Raw genomic sequence first — 14,358 nt, 5'->3', positions numbered from 1 at the left:
ACTCTATACCGGTACGCGCAGGTGATATTGGGACGGTATTGAATCTACGTGTACTGAGTTTTGATCATGAGTCTAAAAAAAATAAGTAACGCGGCGATTATTTATACCGCTTCTAATGGGGTCGTCGCAGGCGCTCAATTGCTGTTGATCTTTTACTGTGCCTACGTCCTCCCGGGAGAGGCATTGGGGACGCAAACGTTATTCATGGCTATCGTTGCGTTGGCAACCCAGGTGTTGGGCATGGGGCTGGTGGCGGCCTTTCAGCGAGATTTTTTTACTTCCGAGCCTCCCCAGCGGGCTTTATACCTATCGACAATCATTTGGACACTGCTTGTTTGTGGTGCCGTGTGTTGCTTGATCGCTTTCGCGGCAGGCCGCGTGATTGGCGTTGGGTTAGGGCTTCCTGCGTATATATTTCCTGTCGCGCTACTGGGTGCGCTGGGGCAGGCAATTCAGCAGTTTTTGCTGATTGTATGGCAGTCGGAGAACTCACCCAGGAAGTATTTAAGCTACATGCTGTTTTACTGCGGTCTGCTACTTGTATTTCCCATTGCTTTGTTGGCGTTCTGGGGCGCGCATTGGGAAAGTGCTGTTTATGGCCTGACGCTGGTATTTATCATCGGAGGGGCGAGCTCCCTTTTGATTCTATGGGTCAAAGGATACTTGCGTTTATCGCTAAGTCGTGTGTACCTCAGGTCGGCAGTTGGCTATGGGCTCCCGTTGATCCCTTATCAGATTGCCGGGTGGGGAATGGCAATGCTCGACCGGTTTATCATTACGGGGGCGTTTGGGGTGGCTGTCGCAGGCTATTATTCGTTGGCCTTCCAGGTTTCCCAGCTTGTTAATATCGCCTCCGGTGGCTTTGCCCAGGCCTTTACGCCGTGGCTTTACAAGGCGCTGGGTGACCGAACGGCCCGCACCCAGGAAATCATTCGCTTGGTTGCCATATACGCTGGCGCGTTAGCCCTGCTTTGTCTGCTAGGCTACTTCTCTTTTGAGTGTGTCGTCGTGATCCTTGATCAGGAATCTTATCGACAGGCCTTGAATTTCGCACCTTGGCTGTTTTTGGCGATGTTTTTCAATGGCATGTACAGAATATCAAGTAGCTACTGTCTCTTTTACGGTCATACCAGTGTGCTTGCCTGGATGATAGGCGCGGTAGCGCTGGTCAGTGTTGCGCTTAATGCGTACCTGGTGCCACTACACGGTGCAATGGTGGCTGCCTGGGTCTCGTGCTTTTCATTCGCGTTGTTGTTTGGTGCGACTTACGCGTTCGCCCGCAGCAGGTACAGCGTTTGAGGTTGCTCAGGGGCGGGCCGACAGCACGCGCGCAATGTCACTCCTGGCTCGCGGGCTTTTGCCTGGCTTTTCCGTTCGCCTATCCCAGTGTGCCTTATTACTGGATCGGCTTCGGAGTGTTCGGTTCGATGCTTTTTTATTTTCGGCAACAGATGCCAGTAAAGCTGCTGGTGCTCATCATTGTTGCGATGTTGAGTGCGATACTTTCCAACGTACTTGGGCTTTCTGGCTATTATATTGGCGAGCGGCAACTGTTCGGCTCTGTTTTATTTTATTGTTTTTTTGTTTTTGGCGCGCTGGTGCCTGATCTTCAGCGATTTTACAAAGGTTTATTCGCGGGAATTTGTACTGTTTCCGTGCTGGTTTTTATAGCCTTTTTTGTTGAGCGCCCCTATGAGGCCGGTACAGCGATTTTTACAGTCGCTGAACATCGGCTATGGGGTGTTCACTATTTTCCTGATTGGCCCAACTTCCTGGCGTTCATGCTGGCGTTGGGTTTTTTGATTGGCATGTTTATTGAGCGTCGTCCTTGGTGGGCAATTTTCTGTCTGATGGCGGCTCTGATGACAACCTCTAGGCCCCCCCTCTTTGCTATAGCGCTATTTCTGATATTTGCTGTACTGAAAATGAACTTGCGTGCACGTGCAATGTTATTGATTTTAGGCGGGGGAGCATTGTTGGGGGGGACATTGTTTTTTCTCCCCACGATCGACTTCAGTGGTGAGTTTTTTGTACGACTGTTCTTGTTTTCCGATCGTGCTGAAGTTTATTCGGCGGCGTTACGCCTTTTCGAAAACTCACCGTTTTTTGGAAGCGGAGCCGTATTGCTCGACGAAAGTGTTGGCAATTTTGGGGCCGCGTCGTTTCACAATGCCTATCTCGATATTCTAGTTCGCCAAGGGTTGCTGGGGCTGTTGATTTTTCTCGCTTTGATCATTCCCGACGTGCACCGTATTCGCAAGGAAACTTTATGGTTAATGGGGCCAATTATTTTGTTTTTCCTGATTCCGTCGTTTTTTCAAAACTTTCTGAAACACCCTCATTTGTTGATGATTTATTCGGCGCTATTGGCAGGGGGGAGGCAAAAGGAGGATGTCTAGAGTGAGTTTGGAGCGCTGCGTACTGTCTGATGGAACCAGTGTAAATGTCGCTGATATTAGATCCAGCTGCGCTCTGAGTATATTTCAGACGGACTTGTTTTATCAGGTGTGTGAGTTTCTGGCCCGCTTGAAGGGGTTGCACCCCCTGGAGCACAAGGTGTTGGTGAATCTTTACGCCCTGAAGTCCTCACGGGTGAAAGACATTGCGGCCCTGGTGTATTACGTCAGTGAGCGGCAAGGCGAGGTTGTCGAAATTCACGCCAATAATGACGCCATTGCAGCGCTGCAGGCACTTGTTGGTGGAGAAGGCATTGCCTTTCGAAGTTTGGGGGCAGCGCCTGGAAGTTACATCGAGCGGTCGACACGATTGTCGATTGCGATGAAGGTCATTCTCAACCGATTGTTTCGACTTGTCCCTTCTCGTGTCCGGATTTCGCCATCCATCGTCAGGGGGTGGGTGGATGTAACAGAGGCGATGTACCCAGAGGACGTTTTCAAATCGTCCCTCCTGCTTTATCCGTTCCCCTTTGGTATGGCGCGCCAGTTTCGGTTTTTCCGGTCCGTAAGGCAGCGTGGTGGGGACGTTCGCTTTGCCGGTCTTCCTTACAGCCTGTTGGGTCTCTGGCGACTGCTGATAGGAAATGGCGCGGTTGACGCGAATGTGGTGCGTATTGAAACATCGGCTTATCAGCGCTATGCGCAGGAACTGATCAGCAAGGGCGTCAGGGCTGTGTCTACCAGTGACGAGTTCGAGGTGGCTGCAGTCGCTCTGTACGAACCGCTCATTGAGGCGGGCGTGACAGTCCTCAATACGGCGCACGGTGTCGGACTTTACTCGCCGTATGTCGCTTACAGCGAATTCAAGGGGGTGAACGCAACCCAGTCTGCTTTCTACCTACAGCGGTGTATTGAATTGAGGCCTGGGTTGCGCAAAGGCAAAAACACGACGTTGCCACTTGCGCCGGCCGATGCGTGCCGTTCGCTGCCTCCGGCAATTGTGCTGCTTGACCAGAATTTTATGGCTTTCGGTTGTGACGCTGAAGCGCAGGCCCTGCGTGAGACCCAACGGGTACTGGAGGTATTTTGTGCAGCGGCAAAGGTGCCTTTGTTTATCAAGATCCACCCCAATAGTTCTGCGACGGAGCAAGCGAGCGGGCCAGAGCAGATCAGGAACTGGGTTGCCATCAATGGGTTTCGTCCCATTTTCATCACCGTCAATTCCACAGCGTTCTACGATGTTCAGGGCTACGGCCCGATCCTGGTCTGTGACGAGCCGTCATTCTTCCCGCAGATCTACTTTGGCAGTGACCTCTTGGTCTATCGCTATGCGACCCTGCCTGCAATTCTCAACGACTTGATTAGCGAAAGCGCTTGGTGGTCAGCGGCCTCCAGGCATATGCCGGACACAGGTGATTAATTGATAAAGCAGATCTTGCTGTTTCTTTATACGCGTTTTCAACTCAAGGTCCTGTATCGCTTCAGGAGTACTGGCAAGGGCGTGCGTTTGGGAAGGCGTTTGTTCGTGTTTCCTGATCGCGTCAGCCTGGGTGAGTACTGTTATGTGGGGGCCGGCTGTTATCTGGATGGTGACATCACCGTTGGTGCGTATTCGATGCTCGCCAACAACGTCGCTGTGGTAGGGGGGGATCATGCCTTTGCAACACCCGGCGTGATCATGCGCGACGGCGGACGCGACCCCTGGCAACCGACGGTGTTGGGGCGCGATGTCTGGGTAGGGCACGGCGCAACTATTTTAAATGGGCTTAGCATCGGCGATGGGGCAATCATTGCGGCGGGATCTGTGGTCACCAAGAATGTTGACGCTTTTTCCATCGTTGCTGGCAACCCCGCTCGCCACCTAAAATGGCGGTTTGATGAGGCTGGGCAAAAAGTGCATATAGAACAGTTGGATAGGAGCGGTACGCATGTTTGATTCAAAAAAACTGTTGATAACAGGCGGTACTGGCTCTTTTGGCAACGCGGTACTCAAGCGCTTTCTCGATACCGATATTGCTGAAATTCGAATTTTCAGCCGTGACGAGAAAAAACAGGATGACATGCGCAAGCGATATGCCAATTCCAAACTCAAGTTCTACATTGGTGATGTTCGCGATTACCAGAGTGTGCTGAATGCGACGCGAGGCGTGGATTACATATTTCACGCCGCGGCCCTTAAGCAAGTACCGTCTTGCGAGTTTCACCCCATGGAAGCGGTGAAAACCAACGTCAACGGTACCGACAATGTACTTGAGGCGGCTATCCAGAACGGCGTCAGTCGAGTGGTCTGCCTGAGTACAGACAAAGCGGTATACCCCATCAATGCCATGGGTATTTCCAAGGCGATGATGGAGAAGGTGATGGTTGCCAAATCCCGTAACGTCGATGAAACCCGCACCGTTATCTGCGGTACGCGTTACGGAAACGTCATGGCTTCGCGTGGCTCGGTGATCCCGCTGTTCATCGATCAGATTCGCAAGGGCAGCGCGCTGTCGATCACTGATCCCAATATGACACGTTTCATGATGACGCTGTCAGACGCCGTGGACCTGGTGCTTTACGCGTTCGAAAACGGACGTAACGGTGATCTTTTTGTGCAGAAGGCACCCGCGGCGACAGTGCAGACACTGGCCCAGGCGCTCACTGCAATGCTCGGTAAACCCGAGCATCCGATTCAGGTGATAGGGACTCGTCATGGCGAGAAACTGTACGAAGCCTTGTTGAGTCGTGAGGAAATGGCCTGTGCGCAGGACATGGGGGACTATTATCGAATTCCGCCAGACCTGCGTGACCTGAACTACAGCAAGTACGTGGAGCAGGGTGAAGAGCGCATTTCCACCATGCAGGATTACAACTCGCACAACACTGAGCGTCTCGATGTCGAGGGCATGCAGCAATTGTTGCTCAAACTGGAATTCATGCACGCTATTGCGCGCGGCGAAGACGTGACTCCAGAGGAGTAGACATGAAAGTCCTGATTACCGGTGCCAACGGCTTTGTTGGCAAGAACCTCATGGTTCACCTGCGCGAGCGTGCCGATGTGGATGTCCTGACATTCTGCCGAGGCGATGACCTTGAAGCACTGAGTACCAAAGTCAATGAAGTGGACTTTGTGTTCCACCTGGCGGGAATAAACCGTCCTCAGGACCCGCAGGAGTTCCAGCAGGGTAATACCGACCTGACACAAAACCTCTGTGAGGCCATCAAAGCCAGTGGTCGTGCGATTCCTGTGGTGTATACGTCATCCAGCCAGGCGACCCTGGACAATGCCTACGGTCGCAGCAAACTCGCTGCTGAACAGGCGTTGCAGGCATTGGCTAAAGAGCATGGCAGCCCAGTACACCTGTTTCGGCTGCCTAACGTCTTCGGCAAATGGGCACGACCCAATTACAACTCTGCGGTGGCAACGTTTTGCCACAATATCGCCAGGGGCTTGCCGATTCAGATCAATGCTCCAGACGCGCGTATCAGCCTGGTCTACATTGACGATGTAATCAGTGCCTTTCTGGCAGTGCTGGACGGCCAAGCCAGCGGGTTGCCGTTCATCGACGTCACAGTTCAGTACAGCATCACGGTAGGCGAGCTGGCCGCGCAGCTGGAGGCCTTCCGTGACAGCCGTGCGAGCCTTGTAAGCGAGGCCGTGGGCACCGGGCTTATTCGCGCCCTGTACTCCACCTATCTCAGCTATCTGCCGCCAGAACGTTTTACCTATGAGGTCGTGCAGCATGGCGATGCCAGGGGGGTATTCGTGGAAATGCTGAAAACCCGAGACTCAGGGCAGTTTTCTTTTTTCACGGCACATCCCGGTATCACCCGTGGCGGCCATTACCACCATACCAAAACCGAAAAATTTCTAGTGATTCGAGGCCATGCGTGCTTTCGTTTCCGCCACATTGAGTCCGGCGAGTTTTACGAACTGTTCACCCGTGGCGAAAAGTCAGTCATCGTTGAAACCGTACCGGGCTGGACTCACGACATCACCAACGTAGGGACTGATGAAATGATCGTGATGCTTTGGGCGAACGAAATTTTCGACCGTGCCGATCCCGATACCTATGCGATGCCAGTTGGTACTCAACCATGAGCGTCCCTGATGTGAGAAGCGCAATGAAGAAGTTGAAGGTTGTTACCGTGGTCGGCACTCGCCCCGAGATCATTCGCCTGTCACGCGTAATGGCGGCCCTGGATGCCCATTGTGATCATGTACTGGTTCATACCGGGCAAAATTACGATTACGAACTGAACGAGATATTTTTCCAGGACCTGGGCATTCGCAAACCGGATCACTTTCTGAATGCAGCCGGCGCCACCGGCGCCGAAACGATCGGTAATGTGATCATTACCGTAGACAAGGTTCTGGCCCAGGTGCAGCCCGAGGCCTTGTTGGTGTTGGGTGATACCAACAGTTGCATGGCGGTGATACCCGCCAAGCGTCGCAAGATCCCGACGTTCCACATGGAAGCAGGGAATCGTTGCTTTGACATGCGCGTCCCGGAGGAAATAAACCGCCGTATCGTCGACCACACGGCCGATATAAACTTGACTTACAGCACCATCGCGCGCGACTACCTCCTGCGTGAAGGACTGCCACCCGATAGAGTGATCAAGACCGGCAGCCCCATGTTCGAAGTTCTTAACCACTACCTGCCGGGGATCGAGCAGTCCGATGTACTTGCGCGGCTGGGGCTCGAGCCCGGCCAATTCTTTGTAGTCAGCGCGCATCGCGAAGAGAACATCGATTCGGACCACAACTTTCATAAGTTGGTAGCTCTGCTCAACGGTGTTGCAAAAAGTTATAACCTGCCTGTCATTGTGTCGACTCATCCGCGTACTCAGAAGCGGGTCGACGCGCTCGGTATTGTGTTCCATCCCGGTATTCGATTGCTCAAGCCGCTGGGATTCAAGGATTACAACAAGCTGCAAATGACGTCCAAGGCAGTGTTGTCCGACAGTGGAACCATCAGCGAAGAGTCGTCGATCCTGAATTTTCCTGCACTTAATATTCGTGAAGCCCATGAGCGTCCCGAAGGCATGGAAGAAGCTGCAGTAATGATGGTCGGGCTTGAGTTGGAGCGTGCGCTTCAAGGGTTGGAATTGCTGGAAAGCCAGGCCCGGGGCGAAACACGGACGCTGCGCTTGGTGGCTGATTACAGCATGCCTAATGTTTCGGACAAGGTAGCCCGAATTCTGCACAGCTATACGGATTACGTGAATCGGGTCGTCTGGAAGCGCTACGGTGTTTGAGTATTGATATGCCCGATAAAAAGTTGAATGTTCTGGTCGTCAGTCAATACTTCTGGCCGGAAAACATGCGCATCAATGATCTAGTGCGTGACCTGAGCGAAAAGGGTCACAGCGTAACGGTATTGACCGGTCTGCCGAATTATCCGGAAGGCAAGGTGTATTCTGAGTACCAGCGGGATCCACAGACCTTTTCTCGCTACGCGGGTGCTGAAGTTGTGCGTGTTCCTCTGATTCCTCGAGGCAAGCGCAGTCTTAACCTGATATTGAACTACCTTTCCTTCTTCACAATGGCTTCGACGCTTGGCGTATGGAAGCTACGCAACAAAGAGTTTGATGCCGTTTTTGTTTACGCGGTTTCTCCTATCATGGCTGCGATTCCGGCGGTCGTCATCGGGCGATTGAAAAAAGCACCGGTTTTCATTTGGGTGCTGGACTTGTGGCCCGAGACACTTCGTGCGGTGGGTGTGCTCAGCCAGCCACTGCTGCTCGGATGTGTGGGGCGGATGGTGTCCTGGATATACAATCGCGCGGACTATCTGCTGTTGCAATCCCATGGATTTTTCGAAAACGTGCAACATTACTGCACGCGAAAAATTGACCCGCAGCGGCTGGTCTACTTTCCCAGCTGGGCCGAGGACGACTTTTCCAATTCGGTTCCCCACGCCTCGCGGTTGCTGACGCCGGCCCCTTCGGTGTTCACGGTATTGTTCGCAGGCAACCTGGGAGAGGCCCAGGATCTGCCAGCGGTGATTGAGGCGGCCGAATCGCTGATCGATACTGTCGCGGTGCGCTGGGTCATTGTGGGGGATGGCCGTATGAGCGAATGGCTGGCGGGCCAAGTGAAATCGCGCGGTCTGGATAATGTTCTGTTGCTGGGGCGCCACCCCCTGGAAGAAATGCCTGGCTTGTTTGCCTGCGCCGATGCTCTGCTGGTCTCGCTCAAAACCAACGACGTCTTTGAAAAAACCATACCTGGCAAGGTCCAGGCGTACTTGGCATCGGGTAAGCCCATTCTCGGGATGATCAATGGCGAAGCGGCCCATGTGATCCAAGAGTCCGGCGCTGGGTTGGCTTGTGCATCAGGAGACGCGGCTGCGCTTGCGCGTATTACGTGCAAACTGGCCAACACCGATGTGAACGAGCGTATTCGCATGGGCGCCGCGGGCCGTGATTACTATATGGCCAATTACTCGAAGCCCACACTTCTGGCTCGTCTGGAACAGCTGTTTCGCGATGCAACTTTGCGTAAAGGAGCTCAGTGATGTCGCAATCTGTTTTCCTGACCGGTGCTACCGGCTTTGTTGGGGGCGCGGTGATGTGTCGGTTGTTGAGCGAAGGGGCTCAGGTTACTGCGGCTGTTCGCAACGAGGCCGATGTCCTTGATAGGAAGGTGCGCATCGTCCGGTTTGACTCCCTGGCTAGTGCAGATTGGGGCGACAGCCTCGTCGGCGTCGATACAGTGGTTCACTGCGCGGCGCGTGTGCATGTCATGAATGACAATGAGGTCGATCCCTTGGCAGCTTTTCGCAGCGTTAATGTGGAAGGGACTTTGAATCTGGCCGAACAAGCGGCACAGGCGGGCGTTCGGCGCTTTGTCTTCATCAGTTCGATCAAGGTCAACGGCGAAAGCACTTTGCCAGGCAGGCCTTACACCGCTGACGATGTTCCCGGACCGACCGATCCTTATGGGGTATCCAAATGGGAGGCGGAGCAGGGGCTGCTGTCATTGGCGCGCCGTACGGCTCTGGAGGTGGTGATTATCCGTCCGGTATTGGTGTACGGGCCGGGCGTCAAGGCGAACTTCCTCAGTATGGTGCGCTGGCTGGACAAGGGCATCCCGCTGCCATTTGGAGCGATTTACAACCACAGGAGCCTGGTAGCACTGGAGAACTTGGTAGATCTTACGATAGTAGCTACTAGCCATCCAGCTGCGGCCAACCAAACATTCCTGGTCAGTGACGGTGAGGATCTCTCCACCACCCAATTGTTGCGCAGAACGGCAGCAGCACTTGGAAAATCGGCCCGCCTCTTGCCTGTTCCTGCGTGGATGCTTAGCGCTGCGGCCCGGTTGCTAGGGCGAGAGTCTCTATCCCAGAGGCTTTGCGGCTCTTTGCAAGTTGATATTCAGAAAGCCCGAACTTTGTTGCAATGGGCACCTCCCGTGTCTGTGGATGATGCGTTGAAAGCGGTCGCAGCGCTGTATATGAGTGATAAGAAGTAATGACTTATTGGTGGATGATTGTATTTGTTGCTTTTTTGTCCTTTGTATTAACAGCGGCCCTGCGGCGCTATGCCTTGGCAAACAGCATTATTGATGTACCCATTGCCCGCAGCTCTCACTCTGTCCCGACTCCCAGGGGGGGCGGGGTAGCCATAGTGGTTTCGTTTCTCCTGGTCCTGCCTTTCCTGGGTTGGGCGCAAGTGGAGTCTCTCCACACATTGATGGCGGTAGGCTTCGCTGGTTTGCTCGTGGCGATCATTGGTTTCATGGATGATCACGGTCATATTGCTGCCCGGTGGCGCTTATTGGGGCACTTTGCTGCGTCGGCTTGGGCGCTATACTGGCTGGGCGGCCTGCCAGAAATCACAGTGTTTGGCTGGGCGGTAGATACTGGTTGGATGGGTGGCGTTTTGGCGGCTTTTTATCTGGTCTGGATGCTTAACCTTTACAATTTCATGGACGGAATTGACGGTATTGCCAGCGTTGAAGCCATTTGTGCCTGTTTAGGCATGTGTCTGCTTTATAAGTTAAGTGGCCATATCCACCTAATGGTCTTGCCACTTATTCTGGCGGCGGCGGTGGCTGGTTTTCTATGCTGGAATTTTCCGCCAGCGCGAATATTCATGGGAGATGCTGGCAGTGGTTTCCTAGGCGTTATCCTAGGTATCTTTACCATCCAGGCAGCGTGGGTATCGTCTCAATTGTTATGGGCGTGGCTGATCTTGCTGGGTGTCTTTATCGTAGATGCAACCTTCACGCTGATTCGTCGCCTAGTGCGGGGTGATAAGGTATACGAGGCGCATCGCAGCCACGCTTATCAATTTGCGTCAAGACGTTGTGGCAGACATTTGCCGGTCACCCTGGCGGTTGCCAGTTTGAACGTCTTCTGGCTGCTGCCGGTAGCGATAGGTGTAGTCGAGTTCGGGCTGGACGGTGCGCTGGGGTTAATTGTCGCCTATGTGCCTCTGGTAGGACTGGCACTCAAGTTTCATGCAGGCGAACTGGAAAGACAGATATGACGCAAGATAGAGTCTGGCAAAAACTTTGGTATGTTGAATGCAAACAGTGATCCAGTAATCACAAATTACAGGAACGTTTTTAGGTGGGCGAAGGGATTATGGAAAGGTTACGGGCATTCCTTGTGGGGTTGCCGCGTCGTAAAAAACGGCTGATTCAAGTCGCGACAGATGTAGTGGTCGTCTGGGCGGCTCTGTGGCTGGCTTTTATCATCAGGCTCGGGATTGATGAGATGGCCTATCCTTTTCAGGCGCATCTCTGGCTATTTGCCGCAGCACCTGTGGTGGCTATCCCTTTGTTTATCCGCTTCGGAATGTACCGAGCGGTCATGCGCTATTTTGGTAACGATGCACTCATCGCCATCTTCAAGGCTGTCACATTATCAGCTCTGGTACTGGGGCTCGTAGTGTATTGGAATGGCAATCGCGAACATGTTGTCCCACGTTCCATCGTTTTCATTTACTGGTGGCTTAGCTTGATTATGGTCGGCGGGCTACGTCTGGCCATGCGCCAATATTTTCTTGGAGATTGGTTTTATGCGTCGCAACACGTGCCTTTTACCAGTAGAGAGGACGGCCTTCCACGTGTAGCCATTTATGGGGCGGGGTCGGCAGGTAATCAATTGGTTGCGGCATTGAGGATGGGCCGTGCAATGCGACCGGTTGCCTTTATCGACGACGATGCCAGTATTGCGGATCGAGTCATTTCGGGTCTTCAGGTCTATAAGCCTAAACACATCCAACGCATGATCGATACGACCGGCGCTCAGGAAATACTGCTGGCGATTCCCTCCTCCAACCGGGGGAGACGTCGTGAAATCTTGGGGTTTCTTGAAGATTTTCCGTTGCATGTGCGCAGTGTTCCCGGTTTTATGGACTTGGCCAGTGGTCGAGTGAAGGTCGATGATATTCAAGAGGTCGATATCGCTGACCTCCTAGGACGTGACTCCGTACCAGCTCAAGCCGAGCTCCTGGAGCGCTGTATCAGGAAGCAATGCGTGCTGGTAACAGGTTCGGGTGGTTCCATCGGCTCGGAGCTTTGTCGTCAGATCACCTCGTTGCGACCTAGCACATTACTGCTGTTTGAACACAGTGAATTTAATCTCTACAACATTCTCTCGGAACTTGAGCAACGCTTGATCCAAGAGTCACTGCCGGTAAGGTTGATACCGATCCTGGGTTCCGTAAGGGATGCTTCAAAGTTATTGGACGTCATGAGGACTTGGCGTGTCGACACGGTTTACCACGCAGCAGCTTACAAACATGTTCCGATGGTAGAGCACAATATCGCCGAAGGAGTGCTGAATAATGTCATCGGCACATTGAACACTGCCCAAGCGGCACTTCAGGCGGGGGTTGCCAATTTCGTCCTTATTTCAACCGACAAGGCTGTACGCCCAACCAATGTGATGGGCAGTACAAAGCGCCTTGCAGAATTGACGCTCCAGGCACTGAGCCATGAATTGGCCCCTGTCATGTTCGGCGACAAGTTTAATATTTCGCGCGTCAACAAGACTCGCTTCACTATGGTGCGTTTTGGCAATGTACTGGGCTCTTCCGGGTCTGTGATTCCTTTATTTCACAAACAAATCAAGTCCGGTGGCCCGATTACCGTCACCCATCCAAAAATCACCCGCTACTTCATGACTATCCCCGAAGCTGCGCAGTTGGTCATCCAGGCCGGCTCCATGGGGCAGGGCGGTGACGTATTTGTGCTCGACATGGGCGAGCCTGTGAAAATCGCCGAGCTCGCCGAAAAAATGATTCATCTTTCCGGGCTAAGCGTTCGTTCCGATAAGAATCCCCATGGGGACATCGCCATAGAATTCACCGGTCTACGTCCCGGTGAAAAGCTTTACGAAGAGTTACTCATTGGTGAGAACGTCGTCGCCACCCAACACCCCATGATCATGAGTGCCAACGAAGACCATCTTTCCTGGGAGGTGCTTAAGGAGAAGCTCACCGAGCTATTGGCCGCCGTAGACCAAGACGACTACGCCCGAGTCCGCCAACTCCTGCGCGACACCGTCAGCGGCTACTCTCCGGACGGCGAAATCGTCGACTGGATCTACCAGCAACGCCGTCTGGAGCCTTGATTTAACACATTGTTACTCAAGCATTTTTGACGAATTCCCAGCATCACCTAAGTTAGAAAAGCAGCTTCGGAAAAGCTGCTTTTCTCTTACCAATGTCATGGAGCGTCACAATGCAAAACACCTACCTCTCTTCCCTGGTCTTCGCCTTTCTCACCACTCTTTCCATCACCACCGCTGCAGCCCCTTCCGCCAAACCCGAAGCACCAGCCCCCATCACCGCCCACGTGAGCAAGTCCGAACACTCCGCCAAGGTCAACCTCAACGCAGCTGACGCTGAAACCCTGCGTCGTGACCTCTTTGGCATCGGCGCCGCCAAAGCCAAGGCGATTATCGCCTATCGGGAGAGCAATGGTCCGTTCACGGCGATCGATGAGTTGCTGGAAGTGAAGGGGATCGGCAAAGCGTTGTTGGACAAGAACCGTGACCGGTTGGTTATCAACTAAGTCAGCGGAGGCCGGTCATTGACCGGCCTTTTCATTACCAGGTATTTGAGCTTTCAAGCTTTCTCGAACCACATCCATGATCTGTGTTGCCATTGCCGGATTTTCGACACTTCTGGCCAATACAAGCGCTCCGACCAGTGTCGACATCACCACCAGGCTCTGGGCATTACCACGTCCATCCCCCAATGCAGTTTCAATTTGCTTGAGTCGGGCGTCCAGCACTGCATCTGTCGTCGCACTGTGTAGGCCTCTCAAGCCCAGTTCCGAAGACATGGTCGGTAGCGGGCAGCCCTGATCCGGCGAGGTCAGATGCCATTCCGATAGATAGCTGTCGATGAACGCTTCCAGTGGTTTTTCCTGGCTGAACAGCATTTCGCAGTGTTGATCCAGTTCAGCCGCCGCGGCCTGGAGTGCTTTTTCTACGAGTTCGTTCTTGGACTGGAAGTGCGCATAAAACCCGCCATGGGTCAGGTTCAGCGCTTTCATGAGCGGTTGCAGGCCCGTCGCACCAATGCCGTCGCGGCGGAAGCGCACGGAGGCTTCCTTGATGATGCGTTGGTGAGTCTGGGCTTTGTGGTCAGGTGAATAACGCATAGGACGGCCTCGGGAACATGCTGGCATTTTAGCCAAGCTCGACCTTTTTGCGCACCTTATGCCTCGCAACCCAACTAGACGATTCGACAAGCGCTCTGTCTACCGAGACAACCGGATCATCGATCCTGCGCATCCTTGGCATCCGCCTGAGCATTGCGCTCGGCCACACGTTTGCGCTGCTCGTCAGTGAGTTCCACTTTATTGGCGCTATCACGCAGCATCATCAACCCACCGACAATCGATCCGATTGCGACCACCATAATCAACCACGCATACCACGGCATAAGGCTCTCCTTGAGGCGGATCACCGTGGGAGCGTTTTCCCACGGTAATAACTGCTTTGAGCAA

14 protein-coding genes are annotated in these 14,358 nt (G+C 53.4%); 12 read left to right on the top strand and 2 right to left on the bottom strand.

All coding sequences use genetic code 11. From position 1 onward, the window contains the following. Positions 1-66 precede the first annotated feature (66 nt). From ACW9IN_RS03240 to ACW9IN_RS03185, 12 genes are all read left to right on the top strand, one after another. The gene (locus ACW9IN_RS03240) at positions 67-1,299 is read left to right on the top strand and encodes a lipopolysaccharide biosynthesis protein (protein ID WP_457364512.1); all 1,233 of its coding nucleotides are present in this window, start codon (positions 67-69) and stop codon (positions 1,297-1,299) included. Continuing rightward, positions 1,296-2,399, top strand: a complete 1,104-nt coding sequence (locus ACW9IN_RS03235) for an O-antigen ligase family protein (protein WP_457364511.1) — start codon at positions 1,296-1,298, stop codon at positions 2,397-2,399. Before ACW9IN_RS03240 ends, ACW9IN_RS03235 begins: the two co-directional genes overlap by 4 nt. A gap of 157 nt (positions 2,400-2,556) precedes the next feature. Then, positions 2,557-3,816 carry a hypothetical protein gene (locus ACW9IN_RS03230; RefSeq protein WP_457364510.1) on the top strand — a complete coding sequence of 420 codons (1,260 nt, stop codon included), beginning with the start codon at positions 2,557-2,559 and terminating at the stop codon, positions 3,814-3,816. Continuing rightward, on the top strand, positions 3,817-4,332 hold the full coding sequence (locus tag ACW9IN_RS03225; protein WP_457364509.1) for an acyltransferase: 516 nt from the start codon (positions 3,817-3,819) through the stop codon (positions 4,330-4,332). Further along, the gene (locus tag ACW9IN_RS03220; RefSeq protein WP_457364508.1) at positions 4,325-5,359 is read left to right on the top strand and encodes a polysaccharide biosynthesis protein; all 1,035 of its coding nucleotides are present in this window, start codon (positions 4,325-4,327) and stop codon (positions 5,357-5,359) included. Before ACW9IN_RS03225 ends, ACW9IN_RS03220 begins: the two co-directional genes overlap by 8 nt. A 2-nt stretch (positions 5,360-5,361) precedes the next feature. Beyond that, positions 5,362-6,480 carry a UDP-2-acetamido-2,6-beta-L-arabino-hexul-4-ose reductase gene (wbjC, locus tag ACW9IN_RS03215; RefSeq protein ID WP_457364507.1) on the top strand — a complete coding sequence of 373 codons (1,119 nt, stop codon included), beginning with the start codon at positions 5,362-5,364 and terminating at the stop codon, positions 6,478-6,480. Positions 6,481-6,503: 23 nt separating this feature from the next. After that, complete coding sequence (locus ACW9IN_RS03210) at positions 6,504-7,640, top strand: UDP-N-acetyl glucosamine 2-epimerase (RefSeq protein ID WP_457364506.1); 1,137 nt, start codon at positions 6,504-6,506, stop codon at positions 7,638-7,640. A gap of 8 nt (positions 7,641-7,648) precedes the next feature. After that, complete coding sequence (locus tag ACW9IN_RS03205) at positions 7,649-8,902, top strand: glycosyltransferase family 4 protein (protein WP_457364505.1); 1,254 nt, start codon at positions 7,649-7,651, stop codon at positions 8,900-8,902. Next, complete coding sequence (locus tag ACW9IN_RS03200) at positions 8,902-9,861, top strand: UDP-glucose 4-epimerase family protein (RefSeq protein ID WP_457364504.1); 960 nt, start codon at positions 8,902-8,904, stop codon at positions 9,859-9,861. Before ACW9IN_RS03205 ends, ACW9IN_RS03200 begins: the two co-directional genes overlap by 1 nt. After that, complete coding sequence (locus ACW9IN_RS03195; RefSeq protein ID WP_457364503.1) at positions 9,861-10,880, top strand: MraY family glycosyltransferase; 1,020 nt, start codon at positions 9,861-9,863, stop codon at positions 10,878-10,880. The genes ACW9IN_RS03200 and ACW9IN_RS03195 overlap by 1 nt, the downstream gene beginning before the upstream one ends. 98 nt (positions 10,881-10,978) lie before the next feature. Next, complete coding sequence (locus ACW9IN_RS03190) at positions 10,979-12,973, top strand: polysaccharide biosynthesis protein (RefSeq protein WP_457364744.1); 1,995 nt, start codon at positions 10,979-10,981, stop codon at positions 12,971-12,973. A gap of 110 nt (positions 12,974-13,083) precedes the next feature. After that, positions 13,084-13,416, top strand: a complete 333-nt coding sequence (locus tag ACW9IN_RS03185) for a ComEA family DNA-binding protein (RefSeq protein WP_457364502.1) — start codon at positions 13,084-13,086, stop codon at positions 13,414-13,416. A 15-nt stretch (positions 13,417-13,431) separates the two neighbouring features. On the opposite strand, the gene ACW9IN_RS03180 is transcribed toward ACW9IN_RS03185, so the two are convergent. Next, entirely contained in the window at positions 13,432-14,010 is a 579-nt protein-coding gene (locus ACW9IN_RS03180; RefSeq protein WP_457364501.1) for a TetR/AcrR family transcriptional regulator, read from the bottom strand. A gap of 116 nt (positions 14,011-14,126) precedes the next feature. Beyond that, positions 14,127-14,294 carry a DUF2897 family protein gene (locus tag ACW9IN_RS03175; protein ID WP_003172675.1) on the bottom strand — a complete coding sequence of 56 codons (168 nt, stop codon included), beginning with the start codon at positions 14,292-14,294 and terminating at the stop codon, positions 14,127-14,129. Positions 14,295-14,358 lie beyond the last annotated feature (64 nt).

The sequence above is a fragment of the Pseudomonas sp. SDO5271_S396 genome (genome assembly GCF_054071795.1).
Note: the sequence above shows the minus strand (reverse complement) of the source record. Positions and strands in the feature narration are given on the sequence as shown.

What these genes read in the sequence shown, in the direction of transcription:
- ACW9IN_RS03185 (WP_457364502.1), top strand. Translation starts at nt 13,084, where the DNA reads ATGCAAAACACCTACCTCTCTTCCCTGGTCTTCGCCTTTCTCACCACT.
- ACW9IN_RS03240 (WP_457364512.1), top strand. Translation starts at nt 67, where the DNA reads ATGAGTCTAAAAAAAATAAGTAACGCGGCGATTATTTATACCGCTTCT.
- ACW9IN_RS03190 (WP_457364744.1), top strand. Translation starts at nt 10,979, where the DNA reads ATGGAAAGGTTACGGGCATTCCTTGTGGGGTTGCCGCGTCGTAAAAAA.
- ACW9IN_RS03175 (WP_003172675.1), bottom strand. Translation starts at nt 14,294, where the DNA reads ATGCCGTGGTATGCGTGGTTGATTATGGTGGTCGCAATCGGATCGATT.
- ACW9IN_RS03220 (WP_457364508.1), top strand. Translation starts at nt 4,325, where the DNA reads ATGTTTGATTCAAAAAAACTGTTGATAACAGGCGGTACTGGCTCTTTT.
- ACW9IN_RS03200 (WP_457364504.1), top strand. Translation starts at nt 8,902, where the DNA reads ATGTCGCAATCTGTTTTCCTGACCGGTGCTACCGGCTTTGTTGGGGGC.
- ACW9IN_RS03195 (WP_457364503.1), top strand. Translation starts at nt 9,861, where the DNA reads ATGACTTATTGGTGGATGATTGTATTTGTTGCTTTTTTGTCCTTTGTA.
- wbjC (WP_457364507.1), top strand. Translation starts at nt 5,362, where the DNA reads ATGAAAGTCCTGATTACCGGTGCCAACGGCTTTGTTGGCAAGAACCTC.
- ACW9IN_RS03180 (WP_457364501.1), bottom strand. Translation starts at nt 14,010, where the DNA reads ATGCGTTATTCACCTGACCACAAAGCCCAGACTCACCAACGCATCATC.
- ACW9IN_RS03205 (WP_457364505.1), top strand. Translation starts at nt 7,649, where the DNA reads ATGCCCGATAAAAAGTTGAATGTTCTGGTCGTCAGTCAATACTTCTGG.
- ACW9IN_RS03210 (WP_457364506.1), top strand. Translation starts at nt 6,504, where the DNA reads ATGAAGAAGTTGAAGGTTGTTACCGTGGTCGGCACTCGCCCCGAGATC.